At 73.2% G+C, this 17,341-nt stretch carries 5 protein-coding genes; 3 read left to right on the top strand and 2 right to left on the bottom strand.

Going from position 1 to position 17,341, the window contains the following annotated elements; genetic code table 11:
• Nucleotides 1-102: 102 nt before the first annotated feature.
• Nucleotides 103-1,095 (bottom strand): ArsR/SmtB family transcription factor, encoded by a 993-nt coding sequence (locus tag CP970_RS41575; protein ID WP_055546267.1) that lies wholly within the window; start codon nucleotides 1,093-1,095, stop codon nucleotides 103-105.
• Between the two features lie 593 nt (nucleotides 1,096-1,688).
• Between CP970_RS41575 and CP970_RS41570 the strand changes: the two genes are divergently transcribed.
• The 3 genes from CP970_RS41570 to CP970_RS41560 all read left to right on the top strand — a co-directional run bounded on the left by CP970_RS41570 (nucleotide 1,689) and on the right by CP970_RS41560 (nucleotide 16,515).
• On the top strand, nucleotides 1,689-5,633 hold the full coding sequence (locus tag CP970_RS41570) for a non-ribosomal peptide synthetase (protein ID WP_224059008.1): 3,945 nt from the start codon (nucleotides 1,689-1,691) through the stop codon (nucleotides 5,631-5,633).
• The gene (locus CP970_RS41565; protein WP_055546265.1) at nucleotides 5,633-14,941 is read left to right on the top strand and encodes a non-ribosomal peptide synthetase; all 9,309 of its coding nucleotides are present in this window, start codon (nucleotides 5,633-5,635) and stop codon (nucleotides 14,939-14,941) included. Before CP970_RS41570 ends, CP970_RS41565 begins: the two co-directional genes overlap by 1 nt.
• 377 nt (nucleotides 14,942-15,318) lie before the next feature.
• Nucleotides 15,319-16,515 (top strand): alpha/beta hydrolase family protein, encoded by a 1,197-nt coding sequence (locus CP970_RS41560; protein ID WP_055546263.1) that lies wholly within the window; start codon nucleotides 15,319-15,321, stop codon nucleotides 16,513-16,515.
• On the opposite strand, the gene CP970_RS41555 is transcribed toward CP970_RS41560, so the two are convergent.
• Complete coding sequence (locus CP970_RS41555; protein WP_055546261.1) at nucleotides 16,487-17,203, bottom strand: MIP family channel protein; 717 nt, start codon at nucleotides 17,201-17,203, stop codon at nucleotides 16,487-16,489. The two genes, CP970_RS41560 and CP970_RS41555, sit on opposite strands and share 29 nt — an antisense overlap.
• Nucleotides 17,204-17,341 lie beyond the last annotated feature (138 nt).

The raw sequence follows: 17,341 nt of genomic DNA, 5'->3' as shown, positions 1-17,341 counted from the left end.
TCCTTGCATGCTCATGCCATGCGCAACCGATGAAAGCCCAGGCTTACGGCCGCGCCCAAGGCCATGCGACTGGCCAGCGCCGCCACACCCACAGCCGTGCGGCTAGCCGTCGTCGCCGCGCTCGCAACTGCGCAGCAGCGCACGCCCTTCCGCAGTCGCCACGTGCAGGGCCCTGCCGGCCCTGCGCACCGTCGTCACCAGACCGGCCGCGCGCAGCACCTTCATGTGCTGACTCACCGCGGGATGGGTCACGTCCAGGTGGCGGGCGAGCTCGACCGTGCTCGAACCGGTGCGGACCGCCTTGAGGACGGCCGCGCGGGTGTGTCCGACGAGCGCGCCGAGCGCGCTGTCGTCCGGGCGGCCATCAGCCGTCGCGCGCGTCCAGTCCATGGCGTGGTCGATGGGGTACACCAGGACGGGCGGCAGCTCCGCGTCGGCGAGCGTGATGGGCGTGGGCCAGCAGAAGAACGACGGCTGGAGGGTGAGTCCGCGACCGTCCAGGCGCAGCTCGTGGTCCACCGGGTAGTCGACCTCCAACACCGGTGAATGCCAGCGGAAATGAGGCCCGAGACCGGCCAACAACCCCTCCGTGCCGCCTTCCATGAGGCTGCGCACGCGCAGCACCCGGTCGGCGTCGACGTGCGCGTGCACCCGCCGCCAGAAGGGCGCGAGCGCCTCCAGGTGATACGTCTGGATCGCCTTCCCCAGCCGCTTCAGAGTGACCCCGTCGCCGCCCGCCAGGGACTCCGTCCAGCCGGGCAGCCTGCGCGAGGCGGCCACCCGCCGCAGATCGGCACGGAGCCGCGGCCGGGGCGTGCGCACCAGCGCGTCCACCGCGGCCTCCAGCGTCGTACTGCCCCCGTGCGAAGGGGTGAGGAAGTCCGGCGAATTGCCGTGCGGCGGCAGGAGGGGCGAGAGGAGCCGGGAACTCTCCGAGAGGCGGGGTCTCGCCCATCTGCGCCACTCGCCGAACTCCCGTGCGCCGTCCCGTCGTTGCAGGGTCTGCACGCTGTTGCTGATCTCCCACAGGTGGTCGGGACCCGACGCGATGCGTACCCGTGTCAGATCCTCGGACGTGAAGTGCACCCGAAGCATGGTCCCTCGCTCCCCCGTGCCCGCGCTCGGCGCCATGGCGGCCGTGGCCCGTCGCCACGGCGGGTTCCAGGCGATCGCCGAGGGGCGGGTGCTGTCAAGACGGCGGGGCGGGCGCCGTCAGGACCGCCGGGGCGGAGTCAGTACTCGCTTCGACCGAGATCCGTGTAACGGAGAGATCAAGTGGCGACCCAGGCCCGAGGCGCGCGGCAGGCACGGGAGATCCCCCGCGGTTTTTCCCGGCCTCACCGGCTTTCCCGCTTTCCCGCCCTCCCCGGATTTCACCGCACCTTTCCTCGCGCGCCGCATAGCAGGTCATCTCAAATGGCAATGCCCGCCACTCCGCTTGCCCTTTCGTACCTTTCTTCCTGCCCGTTCGGACAGGTCGCACGTCCTGGGGCCAGGAGTGTTGCGGCTCGTACGACTGGCCATTGACAGGTTCCGAGGCATTGATCAATCATCGCGTTTGAAGGTCGGCACGTGCATTACGGGACCGCAATGAAGCGTTGAGGGGCAGCTTTTGAGCTCGGCAGACCCTGCCGGGCGATATCCCGTCACCACCGTGAATAGGGTTCCCTCGGAGTGGAGAGTCAGCCTTGCCCGCGAACCAAGAGTTCCGCAATTCCCCCACCGCATTGTCCTACGCGCAGCAGCGGTTGTGGTTCCTGGCGCAGATGCGGACCCCGAGCGAGGCGCACCACCTGCCCCTGGCGGTCGAGCTGACGGGCTCCCTCGACCGCGCGGCACTGGGCCGCGCCCTGGACGCGCTGAGCTCCCGTCACGAGGTGCTGCGGACCCGTTTCACGACGGTGGCGGGCACGCCGTTCCAGGAGATCGGTCCGGCCGACGCGGGCTTCCCGCTCACTTTTGAGGACCTGACCGGCCAGCCGGACGCGGAAGAACAACTCGTCGCGCTCCAGCGGGCTGAGGCCACCACGCCGTTCGACCTGGCACGCGGTCCGCTGGCCCGCGGCCGCCTGACAGCGCTCGGCGCCGACCGCCACGTCCTGCTTCTGACGCTCCACCACAGCATCGCCGACGACTGGTCGCTGGACGTCCTGACCCGGGAACTCGGCACGCTCTACGCCGCGTTCACCGAGGGCGCGGCCAACCCGCTGCCGCCGCTGGCGGTGCAGTACGCCGACTACGCGGCCCGGCAGCGCCAGTGGCTGACCGAGGGTGCCGCCGAACAGCAGCGCGCCTACTGGCAGCGGGCCCTCGCGGACGCCCCAGCGCTTCTCGAGCTGACGACCGACCGGCCGCGCCCCGCCGAGCAGGACGTCCGCGGCGGTCGGGTGCCGCTCGCCTTCGACGAGGAACTCACCGCGGCGCTGGAGGAGCTCGCGCGACGCCACGACTGCACGGTGTCCACGGTCGTCCTCGCTGGCTGGGCGCTGGCCCTCTCCCGTCTTTCGGGGCAGACCGACGTGGTGATCGGCACGCCCACGGCCCAGCGCGGGAGTACCGAATTCGACGGCCTGATCGGCCTTTTCGCCAACACGCTGGCCCTGCGGGTCGACCTCTCGGCCGAGCCGACGGTGGCCGAACTCCTGAGCCGCGTACGGGACGTGTCGCTCGCGGCGCGCGAGCACGCGGAGCTGCCGTTCGAGCAGGTCGTCGACGTGGTGAATCCGGAGCGGAGCCTCGCCCACACACCGCTGTTCCAGGTGTTCTTCGACTGGCGGAGCGCCGAGCGGGACGAACTGACGCTGCCGGGCGTGGCGGTCACGCCGCTCCCCTCGTCGTACACCGTCGCGAAGTTCGACCTGACGCTGTCCCTCACGCCGGACGACGGCCGCGTCGTGGGCTCTCTGGAGTACGCCGCCGCGGTCTTCGACGCGTCGACCGCTGAACGCTTCGGCCACCAACTCGGCCTGGTCCTGCGCCAGATGACCGAAGACCCGGAGCGGCCCGCCGCCGCCCTCACGCTGCTCGACGCGCAGGAGCGCCGGCGGATCCTGACGGGCTTCAACGACACCCGGCGGCCCGGCGACCCGGCCGGTCTCGTCGAGCGGTTCGAGACGCAGGTGCGCGAGCGGCCCGATCAGGCCGCGGTGGTCCACGAGGGCGAGCAGCTCGACTTCGCCACCCTGGAGCGGCGCGCCAACCGCCTGGCCCACGCCCTGATCGCGCGCGGTGTACGCACCGATGACGTGGTCGGTCTGCACCTGAACCTCTCGGTGGACCTCGTGGTGGCCATGCTGGGCATCCTCAAGGCGGGCGGCGCCTATCTGCCGCTCGATCCCGCGCTGCCCCAGGAACGGCTCGCGGGCATGGTCGCGGACGCCGGGGCCGCGCTGGTCCTGACCGATGCCGCGGCGCCGCCGGACGGCTGGCCGACCCTCACCGAGGTGACGGCCGAGGGGCTCCGCGAGGACGCGCCCGGCATCGGCTACCGACCGGACAACCTGGCGTACGTCATCTACACCTCGGGCTCGACCGGCCGCCCCAAGGGGGTGGCCGCCACGCACCGGGGCATCCTCAATGTCCTCGACAACTGGATCGCCACGTTCGGCACGACGCCCGGGCTGCCCTCCGCGATGTGGCCGAGCTTCGCCTTCGACGCCTCGATCCAGGAGTTCCTGCTGCCCCTCACCAGCGGCGGCACCCTGGATCTCGTGCCCGGCGATGTGCGCCACGACCCCGAGCTCCTGACGGGCTGGCTGCGCGAGCGGCACATCGTGGAGGTGTTCCTGCCGCCCGCCTACGTCAAGTGGTTCTGCGAGGCGCCCGAGGAGCGCCTGGCCGGTCTCGCGCTGCGCTTCATCCACACCGGCCTCGAATCCCTGCCCGAGGACGGCCTGCACCGCCTCGAACAGACGCTGCCAGGACTGCGCATCCTCTACGGCTACGGGCCCACCGAGACCGCGCTGTACTGCACCGCGTACCCCGACATCCGGCCGATCGCGCGCCAGTCCCCGATCGGCTCGCCGATCGCCAACATGCGCACCTACGTGCTCGACGAGCGGCTGCAGCCGGTGCCGGTGGGCGTCGTCGGCGAGCTGTACGTCGCGGGCGCGGGTACGGCCCGCGGCTATCTCAGCCGGACCGCGGCGACCGCGGAGCGCTTCGTCGCCGACCCCTTCGTACCCGGTGAGCGCATGTACCGCAGCGGCGACCAGGCGCGCTGGCTGCCCGAAGGCCACCTCGTGTACGCCGGTCGCAACGACCACCAGGTGAAGCTGCGGGGCTTCCGCATCGAACCGGGTGAGATCGAGGTGACGCTGCTCGACCAGCCGGGCGTCGTGGAGGCCGCGGTCCTCGCCGACCGGGACGACGCGGGCGACCAGTTCCTGGTGGCGGCCGTCGGCGTGGGAGACGCCGCGCCGCGGTCCTACGCCGCGTGGCGCGCCGCGCTCGGGCAGCGCCTGCCCGCCTACATGATCCCGGCGTACTTCGTCGAACTGCCGCAGCTGCCACTGACCACCAACGGCAAGCTCGACCGCGCGGCACTGCTCGCCAAGGCGCGGGCCGACCGCCCCGTGCAGGTCAACCAGGCGAGTCCGCGCGACCACGTCGAGCTGGCGCTGTACCGGATATGGCAGCGGCTGCTGCTGCAGTCCGAGATCGGCATCAGCGACAGCTTCTTCGACGTCGGGGGCACCTCGATCTCCGCCATCAAGCTGGCGCACGCCGTCCGCGAGGAGTTCGGCGAGACGCTGCCGGTCCGCGACATCCTGCAGCACCCGACCATCGAGGCGCTGGGCGAGCGGCTGCGCAGGGGCGCGTCGGGTCCGCCGCCGAGCAACCTCCTGGAGTTCCGCGCGGGCGAGGGGCGGGCCCGGGTGGTCTGCGTCCATCCGGCGGGCGGCACCGCGTTCTGCTATCTGTCGCTCGCCAAGGCCCTGCCGGAATCCGTCGGCGTCCAGGGCATCCAGTCGCCCGGCGTCAACCCCGGCGAGGACTTCCTGCCCTCGGTCGAGGCCATGGCCGAGGCGTATCTGAAGCTCATCGAGCCCTTGCCGGACGGGCCGCTGGTCCTCACCGGCCTCTCCTACGGCGGCCTGGTCGCCCACGAGATGGGCCGCCGCCTCGCCGCGGCGGGACGCGAGCGGCTGAGCGTCGTGCTGCTCGACACGCAGGCCACGGACGACCCGGCGCTGCGCGTGGCCACCGAACCGGTGGGCATGGCGGAGTTCCGCGACAAGCTCATCAAGTTCAACGGCATGTACCCCGGCATCGACGACCGGCAGATCGAGCAGTACCACCACATCTACAACCACAACCTGCACACCTCGCGCGACCACGTCCCCGCGTCGACCACGGCGCGCACGGTCCTGTTGGAGGCCGTCGAGGGCACGACGGACGAGATGCTAGGTGCCGTACGGGAGTTCTGGCGCCGCCGCGCCGAAGGCGAGCACGTGGTCGAGTCGGTCAAGTGCGACCACTGGGAGATGCTGGAGTCCTCGGAGGTCCTGCGGGTGGCGGCGACGATCGAAGCCGAGTTGGAGCGGCTCGCGGGGGCCGGGTCGGGATCCGTCTCCGGGAGTGGCCCGGATTCCGTCTCCGGCAGCGGTTCGGACCAGGCGCGGGAGAGCTGATGGATTCCGCGGCGCGTCCGTCCGCCCACGCCCCGGCCGACGGTCTCCCTCCGGTCGGCGACCTCGCCTTGGCCGTGCTCCAGCGGGCGCGCCGCCATCCGTCCGCCCTCGCGGTCGTCGACGGCGCGCACCGCCTGGACTACGCGGACCTCGATGCCGCGAGCGCGTCCGTCGCCGCCGCGCTGCGCGCCCACGGCGTACGTCCCGGCCAGGCCGTCGCGGTCTGTCTGCCGCGCTCCTGGCAGCTGGTGCCCGCCATGCTCGGCATCCTGCGCGCCGGTGCGGTGGTGGTGCCGCTCGACGCCCAGAGCCCGCCCGACCGGCGACGGCACATCCTCACCGACTCGGCCTGCGTGGCGGTCCTGCACGCGGGCACGGAACCGGACGCCCTGCCGCCCGGCGTCCGGCCGCTGCCGGTCGCGGAGCTGCTCGCGTACGCCGACGACGCGTACGCCGGCGACGTGAGCGCCACCGCCGCCGAGGGCGCCCTCCCCGCGCGGCAGGAAGGTGCCGCGCCGGTCTCCTTCGTCTTCTACACCTCGGGCACCACCGGCCGCCCCAAGGGCGTCGAGGTGCTCGACGCGGGGATCCTGCGCCTGGCACGGCCCGGCTACCTCCGCATCGACGAGGGCGCGCGGTACTCGTGCCTGTCCAACCCCGCCTTCGACGCGCTCAGTTTCGAGGTCTGGGTGCCGCTGCTCACCGGCGGCTGCTGCGTGATCCTCGGCGACGAGACGGCGCAGACGCCTGACGTGCTCGCGGCGGAGCTCGCGCGGCTGCGCGTCGACGTCCTTTTCATGACCGTGGCGCTGTTCAACGCGGTCGTCGACAAGGCGCCGCACTGCTTCTCGACGATCGGCCAAGTACTTGTCGGCGGCGAGCAGTTGAATGCCCGGCTGATCCGCCGCTGGTACCGCGACAACCCCGAAAGCACCACGCAGCTGCACAACGTCTACGGCCCCACCGAGACCACCACCTTCGCTCTCTGCCACCCGATCCCCCGGGACTTCGACGGCGAGGTGGTGCCGATCGGGCGCGCGCTGCCGGGCACCGACCTGCTGGTGACGGCGGACGGCGACCGGATCGCGGACCCCGGCGAGGTGGGCGAACTCTGCCTCGCGGGCGAGGCGTTGGCGGCCGGTTACCGCAATCTCCCCGAGGAGACCGAGCGGCGCTTCGTCACCCTGCGAGGTCCGGACGGCGGCTCCGCCCGCCACTACCGCACCGGCGACCTGGTGCGGCTCGACGAGGCGGGCGACGTCGAGTACGTCGGGCGGGCCGACCGACAGGTCAAGGTCCGCGGCTTCCGCGTCGAACCGGGCGAGCTGGAACGGCAGATCGTGACCCATCCGGCGGTGCGCCAGGCATACGTGTGCACCCGCCGCGACACGAGCGGCGTCAACGAGCTGCTGGCCTACCTGGTGCTCGGCGCCGAGCTGTCCTTCGACGACTTCGACCGGCACGTGGCCGCCGCGCTGCCCGCCTACATGCGCCCGCACCGGGCCTACCTGGTCGACGAGTTGCCGCTCAACGCCAACGGCAAGGTCGACATGGCCGCGCTCCTCGCCCGGGACGACGCCCCCTGGCGGCGCGACGGGACGGGGGACGCGGACCTCACCCCCTGGCAGCGCGAGGTGCTCGACCTGGCCGAGCAGGTACTCGGCGTGGACGGGCTGCGTCTCGCCGACCGCTGGATCGCGGTCGGCGGCGACTCCCTCAAGGCGCTGCGGCTGCGTTTCGAGGCCCGGCGGCGCTGGGGCTGCGAGGTGCCCCAGGCGCTGATCCTGCGGGGCGACTTCGCGCAGCTGGCCGCGGCGGCGGCCGAGGGGAGCTCGCCGTATCCGGCCCCGGTCGCACCGACGGGCGCGCTCTCGGCACCCGCGACGGCCGAGCAGGAACGGCTGTGGCTCCTCCAGCAGCAGGACCCCGCTTCCCGCGCGTACGACGTACCGATGGTCTTCCGCATCGACGGCGAGGTCGACACCGCCGTGCTCCGGCACGCGCTGCGCCGCCTCGTGGCACGCCATCCGGCGCTGCGCACCGCCTACGAGGCGACGCCGGGCGGACTGCGGCAGGTGGTGGCCGAGCCGTACGACCCTTGGACCGAGCTGCCTGAGACGCCTGAGCTGACCGAGGCGCCAGAGGCGTCAGAGGCCACCGACGCCTTCTTCGCCGAACCCTTCGACCTGGCCGACCCCCGCCTCTTCCGCGCGGGCTGGCTGCCGCACCCCGACGGCAGCGGCGGCGAGTTGCTGCTGCGCCTGCACCACATCGCCGTCGACGGCTGGTCGCTCAACGTGCTGTTCGGCGAGGTCTCCGCCGACTACGCCGCCGCCGCACAGGGCGAGATCGAGGAACAGCACACGGCGCCCGTCCCGACCCCCCTCGACTTCGCCGCCTGGCAGGCCGAGTGGTTCACCCACGAGGGGTACCGCACTCAACGCACCGAACTGACCGACCATTACCGGACGTTGGAGGGCAGGGACGAGCCCCTCGACCAAGCCCACCCGGTGGACGGCGCCGCGGGGCGGCTGCTGCGCGACTCGCTCGACCAGGGCCGCCGCTCCGGCCTCGACCGGCTCTGCGCCGAACTCGGCCTCACCCGCTTCCAGTTGCTCCTGAGCGTCTACGCCTGGAGCCTCTACGGAGTCACGGGCGGGACCCGGCCGCGCATCGCGAGCCCCGTGGCCAACCGTCCCGTGCAGGAATTCGAGTCCGGTGTCGGCATGTTCGCCAACACCGTGCTGCTCCCGCTCGACGTGACGCCGCGCGACGCCCTGCGCGACCAGCTTCGGCGGCACGGCGCCGCCGTGCAGTCGGTGCTCGACCGGCAGGACGTGTCACTCGCCGACGTGCTGGCCGACCGCGTGGACCACGGCGCCCCGTTCGACTTCCTGTTCGTCCTGGAGAACACCGACTTCGACGCGCTGGAGCTGCCCGGCTGCGCCGTCCGCCCCCAGTGGCGGCCACCGGCCGACGCGAAGTGCCCGCTGACCCTTTCGGTGGTCGAGCGCGGCACGGGCTTCGACTGCCTCTGGGAGTACGACGCCCGTCACTTCGAGGCCGCCGACGTGGCGGCCCTCGCCGGACTGTTCCGGCGCGGCCTCGATCTGCTGGCCGAGGGCGTGGACGGCACGCCCGCCGAGCTGGTGGCGCCCTACCGGCGCGGGCTGCCCGAGCCGGGCCGGGCCGCCGAGGTGCCGCCCGCCTTCCGGACGATCGCCGAGGGCTTCGCCCGCACCGTACGCCGTACGCCCGGCGCACCGGCGGTCGTGACGGCCGAGGGGCGCACCCTCACGTACGCCGAACTGAACGCACACGCCGCCCAGTTGGCGGGCGAGCTGCGACAGCTGTACCCGTCGCTCCCCGGCGACGAGGGGCCGCGCAGTGTGGCGCTGTACTTCCAGCCGTCGGCCGAGCACGTGGTGGCGCTGCTCGCGCTGGCCCGACTGAACCTGACGATCGTGCCGCTCGACCCCTCCTACCCGCCCGAGCTGCTGCGGCAGATCCTGGCGCAGGCGGAGCCGCTGTGCGTCCTGGTGCCGCAGGACGAGGAAGCTCCCGGCCTGCTCGACGCGATCGCCCCGGAAGGACCGCCGCGCCACCCGGTCGCCCTGTCGGCCCGCCCGCCGCTCCCCGCCGACACTCCCGGGCCGGCGCCGCACGACGGACGGCGACCGCTGTACACGCTGTTCACCTCGGGTTCCACCGGCACGCCCAAGGGGGTGCGGGTGCCCGACCGTACGCTGTGCAACCTGCTCCAGTGGCAGGCCGAGTCCGGCGGCCTCGCGTCGGCCGCGGTCACCCAGCAGTTCTCCATGCTCTCCTTCGACGTCTCCTTCCAGGAGATCTTCGGCACGCTGTGCGGCGGCGGACGGCTGCATCTGGTGCGCCCCGAGTGGCGCCATGACGTGCCCGCGCTGCTCGACCGGCTCGAAGCCGGGGGCGTCGAGCGCCTGTTCCTGCCGTACGTCGCGCTGCAACTGCTCGCCGAGCACGGCGTACGCCTCGGCCGTCATCCCTCGCGGTTGCGTGAAGTGGTCACCGCGGGTGAGCAGTTGCTGTGCACCGACGCCATCCGCCGCTGGTTCGCCGGGCTGCCCGGCGCACGTCTGTTCAACCACTACGGCCCGACCGAGACCCATGTGGTCAGCGCGCTCCGCCTCGACGGCGACCCGGCCGACTGGCCGGAGCGCCCCGCCATCGGCGCTCCGGTGGCGGGCGCCTGGCTGCGGGTGGTCGACGAGGCCGACGAGCCGCTGCCGCCAGGCCGCACGGGGCGGCTGCTCATCGGCGGCCCGATGGCTGCGCCCTGCTACCTGGGCGATCCCTCCCTCAACGCGGACCGGTTCGTCGACCTCCCCGGCCTCGGCACCTTCTACCGCAGCGGTGACCTGGCGCGCTTCGACGGGGACGGCCTGCTGCACTTCCGCGGCCGGGACGACCAGCAGATCAAGCTGAGCGGTCACCGTCTCGAACTGGGCCAGGTCGAGGCGGCCCTGCTGCGGCACCCGGACCTCGTGAACGCGGTGGTCGTACGCGACGGCGCGCGCCTGGTGGCCTGCCTGCAGTGCCGCGACGACGCCCCCGACCCGGACCCGGCGGACCTGGCACGCCATCTGGCGCCGCTGCTGCCGCCGTACGTGCGGATCGACCGCTTCCGGCGCGTGGCGCGGCTGCCGCTCACGCCGAGCGGCAAGCTGGACCGGCGCGCGGCCGTGACCGTACCGGGCGAGGAACTGTCGGAGCGGTCTTCCGCCGGGCCTGAGCGTGCGGCGCGTCCCGCCCGCTCCGCGCGCGAGGCACTGCTCACCGAGCTGTTCGAGTCGGTGGTCGGCCGGAGCATCGGCCCCGAACAGCGCTTCTTCGACGCGGGCGCGACCAGCCTCGACCTGATGCGCTTCCATCTGCGCTGCACCGCCGAGCCCGGACTGACCTTCACCATCCCCGATCTGTTCGAGCACGTGACCATCCGCAGCCTTGCCGGATTCCTGGACGGCCGGGACGTACCGGGCAGGCGAACAGCGGACGCCGAAGAACCGGACCGGGTGGCGCCAGGACCCGCCGACGAGCCCATCGCCGTCATCGGCATGGCGGTCCGGCTGCCCGGCGCCGACGATCTGGCCGCGTTCTGGGAGATGGTGCGCGACGGCGGCCGTGGCGTGGAGCACTTCGAAGCGGCCGAGGGCCTGGTCGGCGCCCGCAGTCAGATGTCGGGGCTCCTCTCCTTCGACCCGGAGCACTTCGGCATCAGCCGCCAGGAGGCGCGGCTGATGGACCCGCAGCAGCGGCATCTGCTGATGAGCTCCGTACAGGCGCTCGCGCACGCCGGAATCGCCGACGCGTCGGGACAGCGCATCGGGCTCGTCGCGGGCTGCGGCGAGAACACCTACTTCCAGTCGATGCTGCGCAACGTCGACCCGGAGCGGCTGCCCGACGGCTTCCAGCTCGCCCTCCACCACGAGAAGGACTTCCTCACCACCAAGGTCGCCTACCACCTCGACCTCTCGGGCCCCGCCTTCACCGTCCAGGCGGCCTGCGCCAGTTCGCTGGTCGCGGTGCACGTCGCGGCCGGGCTGCTGCGGCAGGGCGACGCCGAGGTGATGCTGGCGGGCGGGGTCCTCGTCGACAGGCTGCTGACCGACGGCTACGCGTACCGGCCGCAGCACATCTTCTCCGACGACGGACACTGCAGGCCGTTCAGCGACGACGCCGGGGGCACCGTCGGCGCCAGCGGCGTGGGCGTGGTGGTGCTCAAGCCGCTGCGCCTGGCACGGCGCGACGGCGACACCGTGTACGCCGTGGTGACCGGTTCGGCCCTCAACAACGACGGTGCGGGCAAGCTCAGTTATAGCGCGCCCTCGCTGCCGGGGCAGCGCGAGGTGATCCGCGCCGCGCTGCGCCGCAGCGGCCGTGACGGCGCCGACCTCGGCTACGTCGAGGCGCACGGCACCGGCACCCGGCTCGGCGACCCGGTCGAGGTCGGTGCGCTGCGCCAGGCCTTCGGCCTCGACCACGACCTCGACGGATCGCGGCAGTGCGCCCTGGCCTCGGTGAAGAGCCAGATCGGGCACCTGGGCGCGGCGGCGGGCGTGGTCGGCCTGGTCCGGGCAGCACTGGCGGTCCACCACGGCGTGATCCCGCCCAATGTCGACTTCCGTCGGCTCAATCCGCAGATCGGTACCGACGCGGGGCCGTTCTACCTCCCCACGGAGGCCCTGCCCTGGCCGGACGGGCGCCCGCGCGTCGCCGCCGTGAGCAGCTTCGGCATCGGCGGCACGAACGCGCACCTGCTGCTCGAAGCGGACGGTCCCGAGCTCTCGCCGATCCCGCCGACCCCTCAACTCGACGTATCAGCCTGCCTGTTGCTCTCCAGCAGCAGCGAGCAGGCCCTGCGCGCCGACGCCGCACGGATCGCCGACTACCTCCAGGCCAGGCCGGAGGCGTACGGCCAGGTGCTGCGTCATCTGCAGGCAGGAAGGACGCCGGGCCGCTGGCGCGCGGCCGAGGCCTGCGCCGACGCGGCATCGGCCGTGGCCTGGCTGTGTACGGTGTCGGGCGTCGAGGTGGCACCGGGCGACGCGGCCCCTGCCGCCCTGTCCGCCGAGGGCCGCACGGCCGATGAGGTGGCCGACGCCTGGCTGTCCGGCCGGGCGGTCCACTGGCCCGCCGGTCCCGCCCAGGCCCCTTGGGACTTCCCGCCGCCCGCCTTCGCCCTGGCCGAGTACGACATCGAGCAGACCGCGTCGGCGAGCGCCCGCAGCGGCGCCGACGGCGGCCGCCCGCAACGCCTCCCCGAGTCCGACTGGCTGCATCAGCCGCACTGGGTGCGGCTGAGCCGTGCCACCGCCGACGCGCCGCGCGTGCCCGGGCTGCTGGTCGCGATGACGGCCGGGCCGCTCGACGCCGACGCGGTCCGCCCCTTCGAGGCCGTGTACGACCGGGTCGTACGTGTCACCGCCGCCGACGCGTTCGCCCGGCTCGCGGACGACGTCTACGAAGTGGACCCCGCCGACCCGGACTCGCTGCGGAAGCTCATCGCCGAGCTGGCCGACGCGGGCCCTGCCGGGATCGACTGGCTGCACGCGCTGCCGCTCGCCGTGACGGGCCCCGTCGGCGACGACTCGCTCGAACTCGCCCGCTGGGCCTGCCTGGACACCCCGTCCGCGCTGCTGCGGGCGGCGGCAGGGCTGCCGCCGTCGGTACGGCTGCGGCCCTGGTGGATCTCGTACGGGGCGCAGCCGGTCGAAGGCACTGTCCAGCGGCCCGAGTCGGGGCTTCTCGCGGGCGCGGGCGAGGTCGCGCCGCAGGAGTGCGGCATCGACGGACACTGGCTGGACCTGCCCACCGCGGACCCGGCCGACTGGGCACCGTCCGTGGCGGCCCTGCTCGCGGGGAGCGACCACGCCGCGGCGCTGCCGCGGCGGATCGCGCTGCGCCAGGGCTACTGGTGGCGCCAAGCGCTGCTCCCGGTGGCCGCTCCCGCCCCGACCGCGCCGTCCGCGCTGCCCGCGGGCCCAGCGACGTACCTGGTACTCGGCGGCACCGGCGGCATCGGCTGCGCCATCGCGGCCTGGCTCCTCGCCGAGACCGACTGCCGGGTCCTCCTGATGTCCCGGCAGCCGCGGCTGCCCGCCGATCTCGCGCAGTGGGCGGACCGCGTCGACCTGGTGCGGGCCGACCTCGCCGAGCAGACGGCGGACGAGGTCCTGGCCAGGGTCGAGGAGATCACCGACCGCGTCGACGGCGTGGTGCACGCGGCGGGCGTGGCGGGCGGCGCCCTGCTCGCCCGTCGGGACGCCGCCGCGCTGCGCCGGGTCACGGACGCCAAGGCGGGCGGCGCCCTGCTCGTCGAGCGGCTGATCGCGCGGCACCGGCCCGCGTTCGCGGTGTACTGCTCGTCGATGGCGGCGCTGTTCGGCGGGGTCGGCCAGTTCGACTACGCCGCGGCGAACGGCCTCCTGGACGGCTTCGCCCGGTACCGCTCGGGCCCCGCGGAGACGACCCTGCGCATCGCCGTCGACTGGGACGTGTGGAGCGAGGTCGGCATGGCGCGCAACGCCCTCCACGCGGACGCCCGCCACCAGGCGCATCTCGCGGTCGGGCTCGCGGTGAAGGAGGGCCGCACCCTCTTCTCGCGGGCGCTCCGCCTCCAGCTGCCGCAGCTGATGGTCTCCACCACGGACATCGAGGAGGCGCGGACGTTCTACGCGCCGCAGGGCGACGCACCGTCCTTCGAGACGGGACGGGAGAGTATCGCCCCGGCCTCGGCCCGTGCCCCCGCGACGGTCTCGGACCGGTCCGCCGAGGCACGGCTCACCGACCTGCTGTGCGGGCTGCTCGGCATCGACGAGCTCGACCCCGACGCCTCCCTGTACGACCACGGCGCCGACTCCCTGACCCTGCTCGACCTGATCGCCGAGGTCGAGCAGCACCACGGCGTCTCCGTCGAACTCTCCCGGCTCAGCCACCGGGTGAGCCTCAACGAAGTCCTCGCACGCGTCGAGGAGGCGGCCCCCGGGGCCGCTGACCCGTCCGAAGAGCCGGTCACCCTGGAGGTGTGGCAGGAAGGCACGGGACGCGACCTGGTGTGCCTGATCCACCCGGTCGGCGGCGACATCCAGGCGTACCGCGCGCTCGTGTCGGGGCTCGATCCCCGCCTCACGGTCTGTCTGATCCCCGACCCCGCGCTGCGGCGGCCCGACCTCCCCGCCTGGTCGACCACCGAGCGGGCGCGCCGCTACCAGGACGCGCTGCGGGCCCGGTTCCCGCACGGCGAGTGGCGCACACACCTGGTGGGCTGGTCGTTCGGCGCCTGGGTGGCACAGGCCATGGCGGCAGGGGCGCGGGACGCGGGCCGTCCCTTCGACGGACTGCACCTGCTCGACCCGCCCCCGCCGGACGCCGCACCGCGCTTCCAGGAGTACGACGAGAGCCGGATCGAGGCGGTCTTCGCCCACGAGCTGAGCCAGTCGGGCTCCGGGGCACCCGCGGGCCCCCAGGCGCAGGCGTACGCCGAGCGTCTCGCGCACTGCTGCCGCGCCAACCTGAGGGGCATGGCGGAGCACGAACCGCCGCGCCTGACCGGCACGCCGACCTGGCTGTGGCTGGCGTGCCGCCCGGTGCCCGAACTCCCGGCCCACGGCTCACCGGAGCACCAACAGGGCCTGTGGCAGGAGCGGTTGGACGACCTCAAGGACTGCCGAAAGATCGACGTCACGCACTACGACATCGTCAGGGCGCCGTGGGCGGGGACGGTGGCCGACGCCGTCAACGCGGCGTTCCCGTCACCGGTCGAGGCTCGCTGACCGTGTCGATCGGGGCTGCGTCCACCGGGACTGCGTCCACCGGGTCAGCGTCTGTCGGCTCCGCCCGGGAGTTCGCCGCCGCAGCGTTCGCAGCGGCGTGCCCCGGCCGTCTCGTTCAGACGGCCGCACTCCGGGCACACCCGGTCGAGGGCGCAGGGAGGTTCGCCTCCCTCGTCCGACGGCTCCCGCGGGGTCTCAGGGCACTGGGGGGACAACGGACCTCCTGGTGACGAGTGGCGACGAGTGGTGGCAGGCGCGCCACCGTGGCCGTATCGAGTCTCCTACCAGAAGCTGACGCGCGCATACCTCCAGGGTCTGGTGCGGGTCAGACCGCGGGGCGACGTGTGACCCTGCCGCCACGCCTAGCGTCGTGTGTCATGACCGGAACCCGAACTGCCCTGCGTGGGCGTGCCGTTGTCACCGTTCTCGCCTTCGCGCTGACCCTGCCCGCCGTGAGTGCCGCCGTCGCCCACGCCACACCCGCGTCGGCGGACCGGCAGGCAGACCAGGCGGCCGCGCCCCTCCATCTCCCCCGCCCCACAGGACCGTTCGCGGTGGGCCGCGACACCCTGCACCTCGTCGACAAGAGCCGTCGGGACCCGTGGGTGCCCTCGGCGGGCGCGCGGGAGCTGATGACGTCCGTGTACTACCCCGCGCGGCACGGCGGCGGGCGCCCCACCGCCTACACCTCCGAAGCGGAGGCCCGCCTCCTGCTCGAGTCGGGCGGTCTGGACGAGCGGATCTCCGCCGCCGCGTACAGCGCCACCCGCACCTTCGCCCGTGCCGGTGCGCGGCCCGCGTCAGGACGGTTCCCGCTGGTCGTGCTCTCCCCCGGGTTCACCGCTCCCCGGGCCACGCTGACGCACCTCGCGGAGGACCTCGCGAGCCGGGGGTTCGTCGTCGCCACCGTCGACCACGCCTACGAGTCGGTCGGCACGGCGTTCCCCGGCGGCCGGATCCTCACCTGCCAGGCGTGCGGGCCCGCCGAGAAGCCGGGGATGGGCAAGGTCATCACCGAGGGGCGGGCCAAGGACATCTCGTACGTCATCGACCGCCTGACCGGACGCGAGGCGACCTGGCGGCACGCCGGGATGATCGACCCCGGGCGCGTCGGGGCGGGCGGGCACTCCATCGGCGGGGCCGCGGCGCTCGCCGCCATGAGCGCCGACCCCCGGGTGCGCGCGGGCATGAACATGGACGGTCACTTCCACACGGAGCCGGTCGGTCTCGGCACGCGCCCCTTCCTGATGCTGGGCACCGAGCTCGATCACACCCCGGGGCAGGGGGACGGCGAGAACTGGGACAGCACGTGGCAGGGGCTGCACGGCTGGAAGCGCTGGTTCACGGTCAAGGGGTCCGGGCACTTCACCTTCACCGACCTGCCCGTCCTGACCGGACAGGCCGGGGTGGTCGACCCCGAGGTGCCGCTCTCCGGTGAGCGCTCCGAGCAGATCACCCGCGCCTACATCGGCGCCTTCTTCGAGCAGGAGCTGCGGGGCCGTCCTCAGCCGCTGCTCGACGGCCCCTCACCGGCTCATCCCGAGGTCACGCCGCGGACGCCTGGTCGGCGATGACCCGCTCCTCACCCGCGGGATGCGTCACCCGGTGCACGAGCGCCGCGATCACGCCGCCCACCAGCGGGGCCACGATGAACAGCCACAGCTGGGAGAGCGCCGCTCCCCCGGCGAACAGGGCGGGGCCCAGGCTCCGCGCGGGGTTGACCGAGGTGCCGGTCAGCGGGATGCCGACCAGGTGGATGACGGCCAGCGCGATGCCGATCGGCAGCCCGTCGAAGCCCGTCACGGCCACCCGGTGCGTCACGCCGAGGACGACGAAGACGAGCAGGAAGGTCAGGACGACCTCCGCCAGGAAGGCACCGCCCAGGTTGATGCCGACCGCGGACCGGTCGTCGTAGCCGTTGCTGCCGAAGGCTCCGCTCGTCTTCAGCCCCGGTACCTGCTTGGCCAGCAGGAAGAGCAGGGCCGCGCCGACGATGCCGCCGAGGAACTGCGCGACCCAGTAGGTCACGGCGGTGCGGACGTCGATCCTGCGCGCGCAGAGCATGCCCAGGGTCACCGCCGGATTGACGTGACAGCCGGAGATCGGGCCGAGGGTGTACGCCAGGGCGAGCAGCGTGAAGCCGAAGGCCAGCGCGATGCCGAGGGTGCCGATGTACTCGGCGCCGAGCACCGCCGATCCCACGGCGAAGAAGACGAGGAGCAACGTCCCGAGGAACTCGGATACCACCGCTCTGATCTGCACAGCAACCACCTCGCAGGATCTGCAGGACTGTCCGGCCATCGTCTGCCGAGATGCGCGTCCGCGCCTGTTCTGCCGGGTCCGGACCCCGCGGCGTACGCCCGTTCGAGTGAAGGGGTGGGGTCGCCACCCCTCGCGAGC

The organism is Streptomyces kanamyceticus (genome assembly GCF_008704495.1).
Classification (GTDB): domain Bacteria; phylum Actinomycetota; class Actinomycetes; order Streptomycetales; family Streptomycetaceae; genus Streptomyces; species Streptomyces kanamyceticus.
The sequence above is the reverse complement of the archived record's forward strand: the minus strand, read 5'-3'. Positions and strand labels throughout refer to the sequence as shown.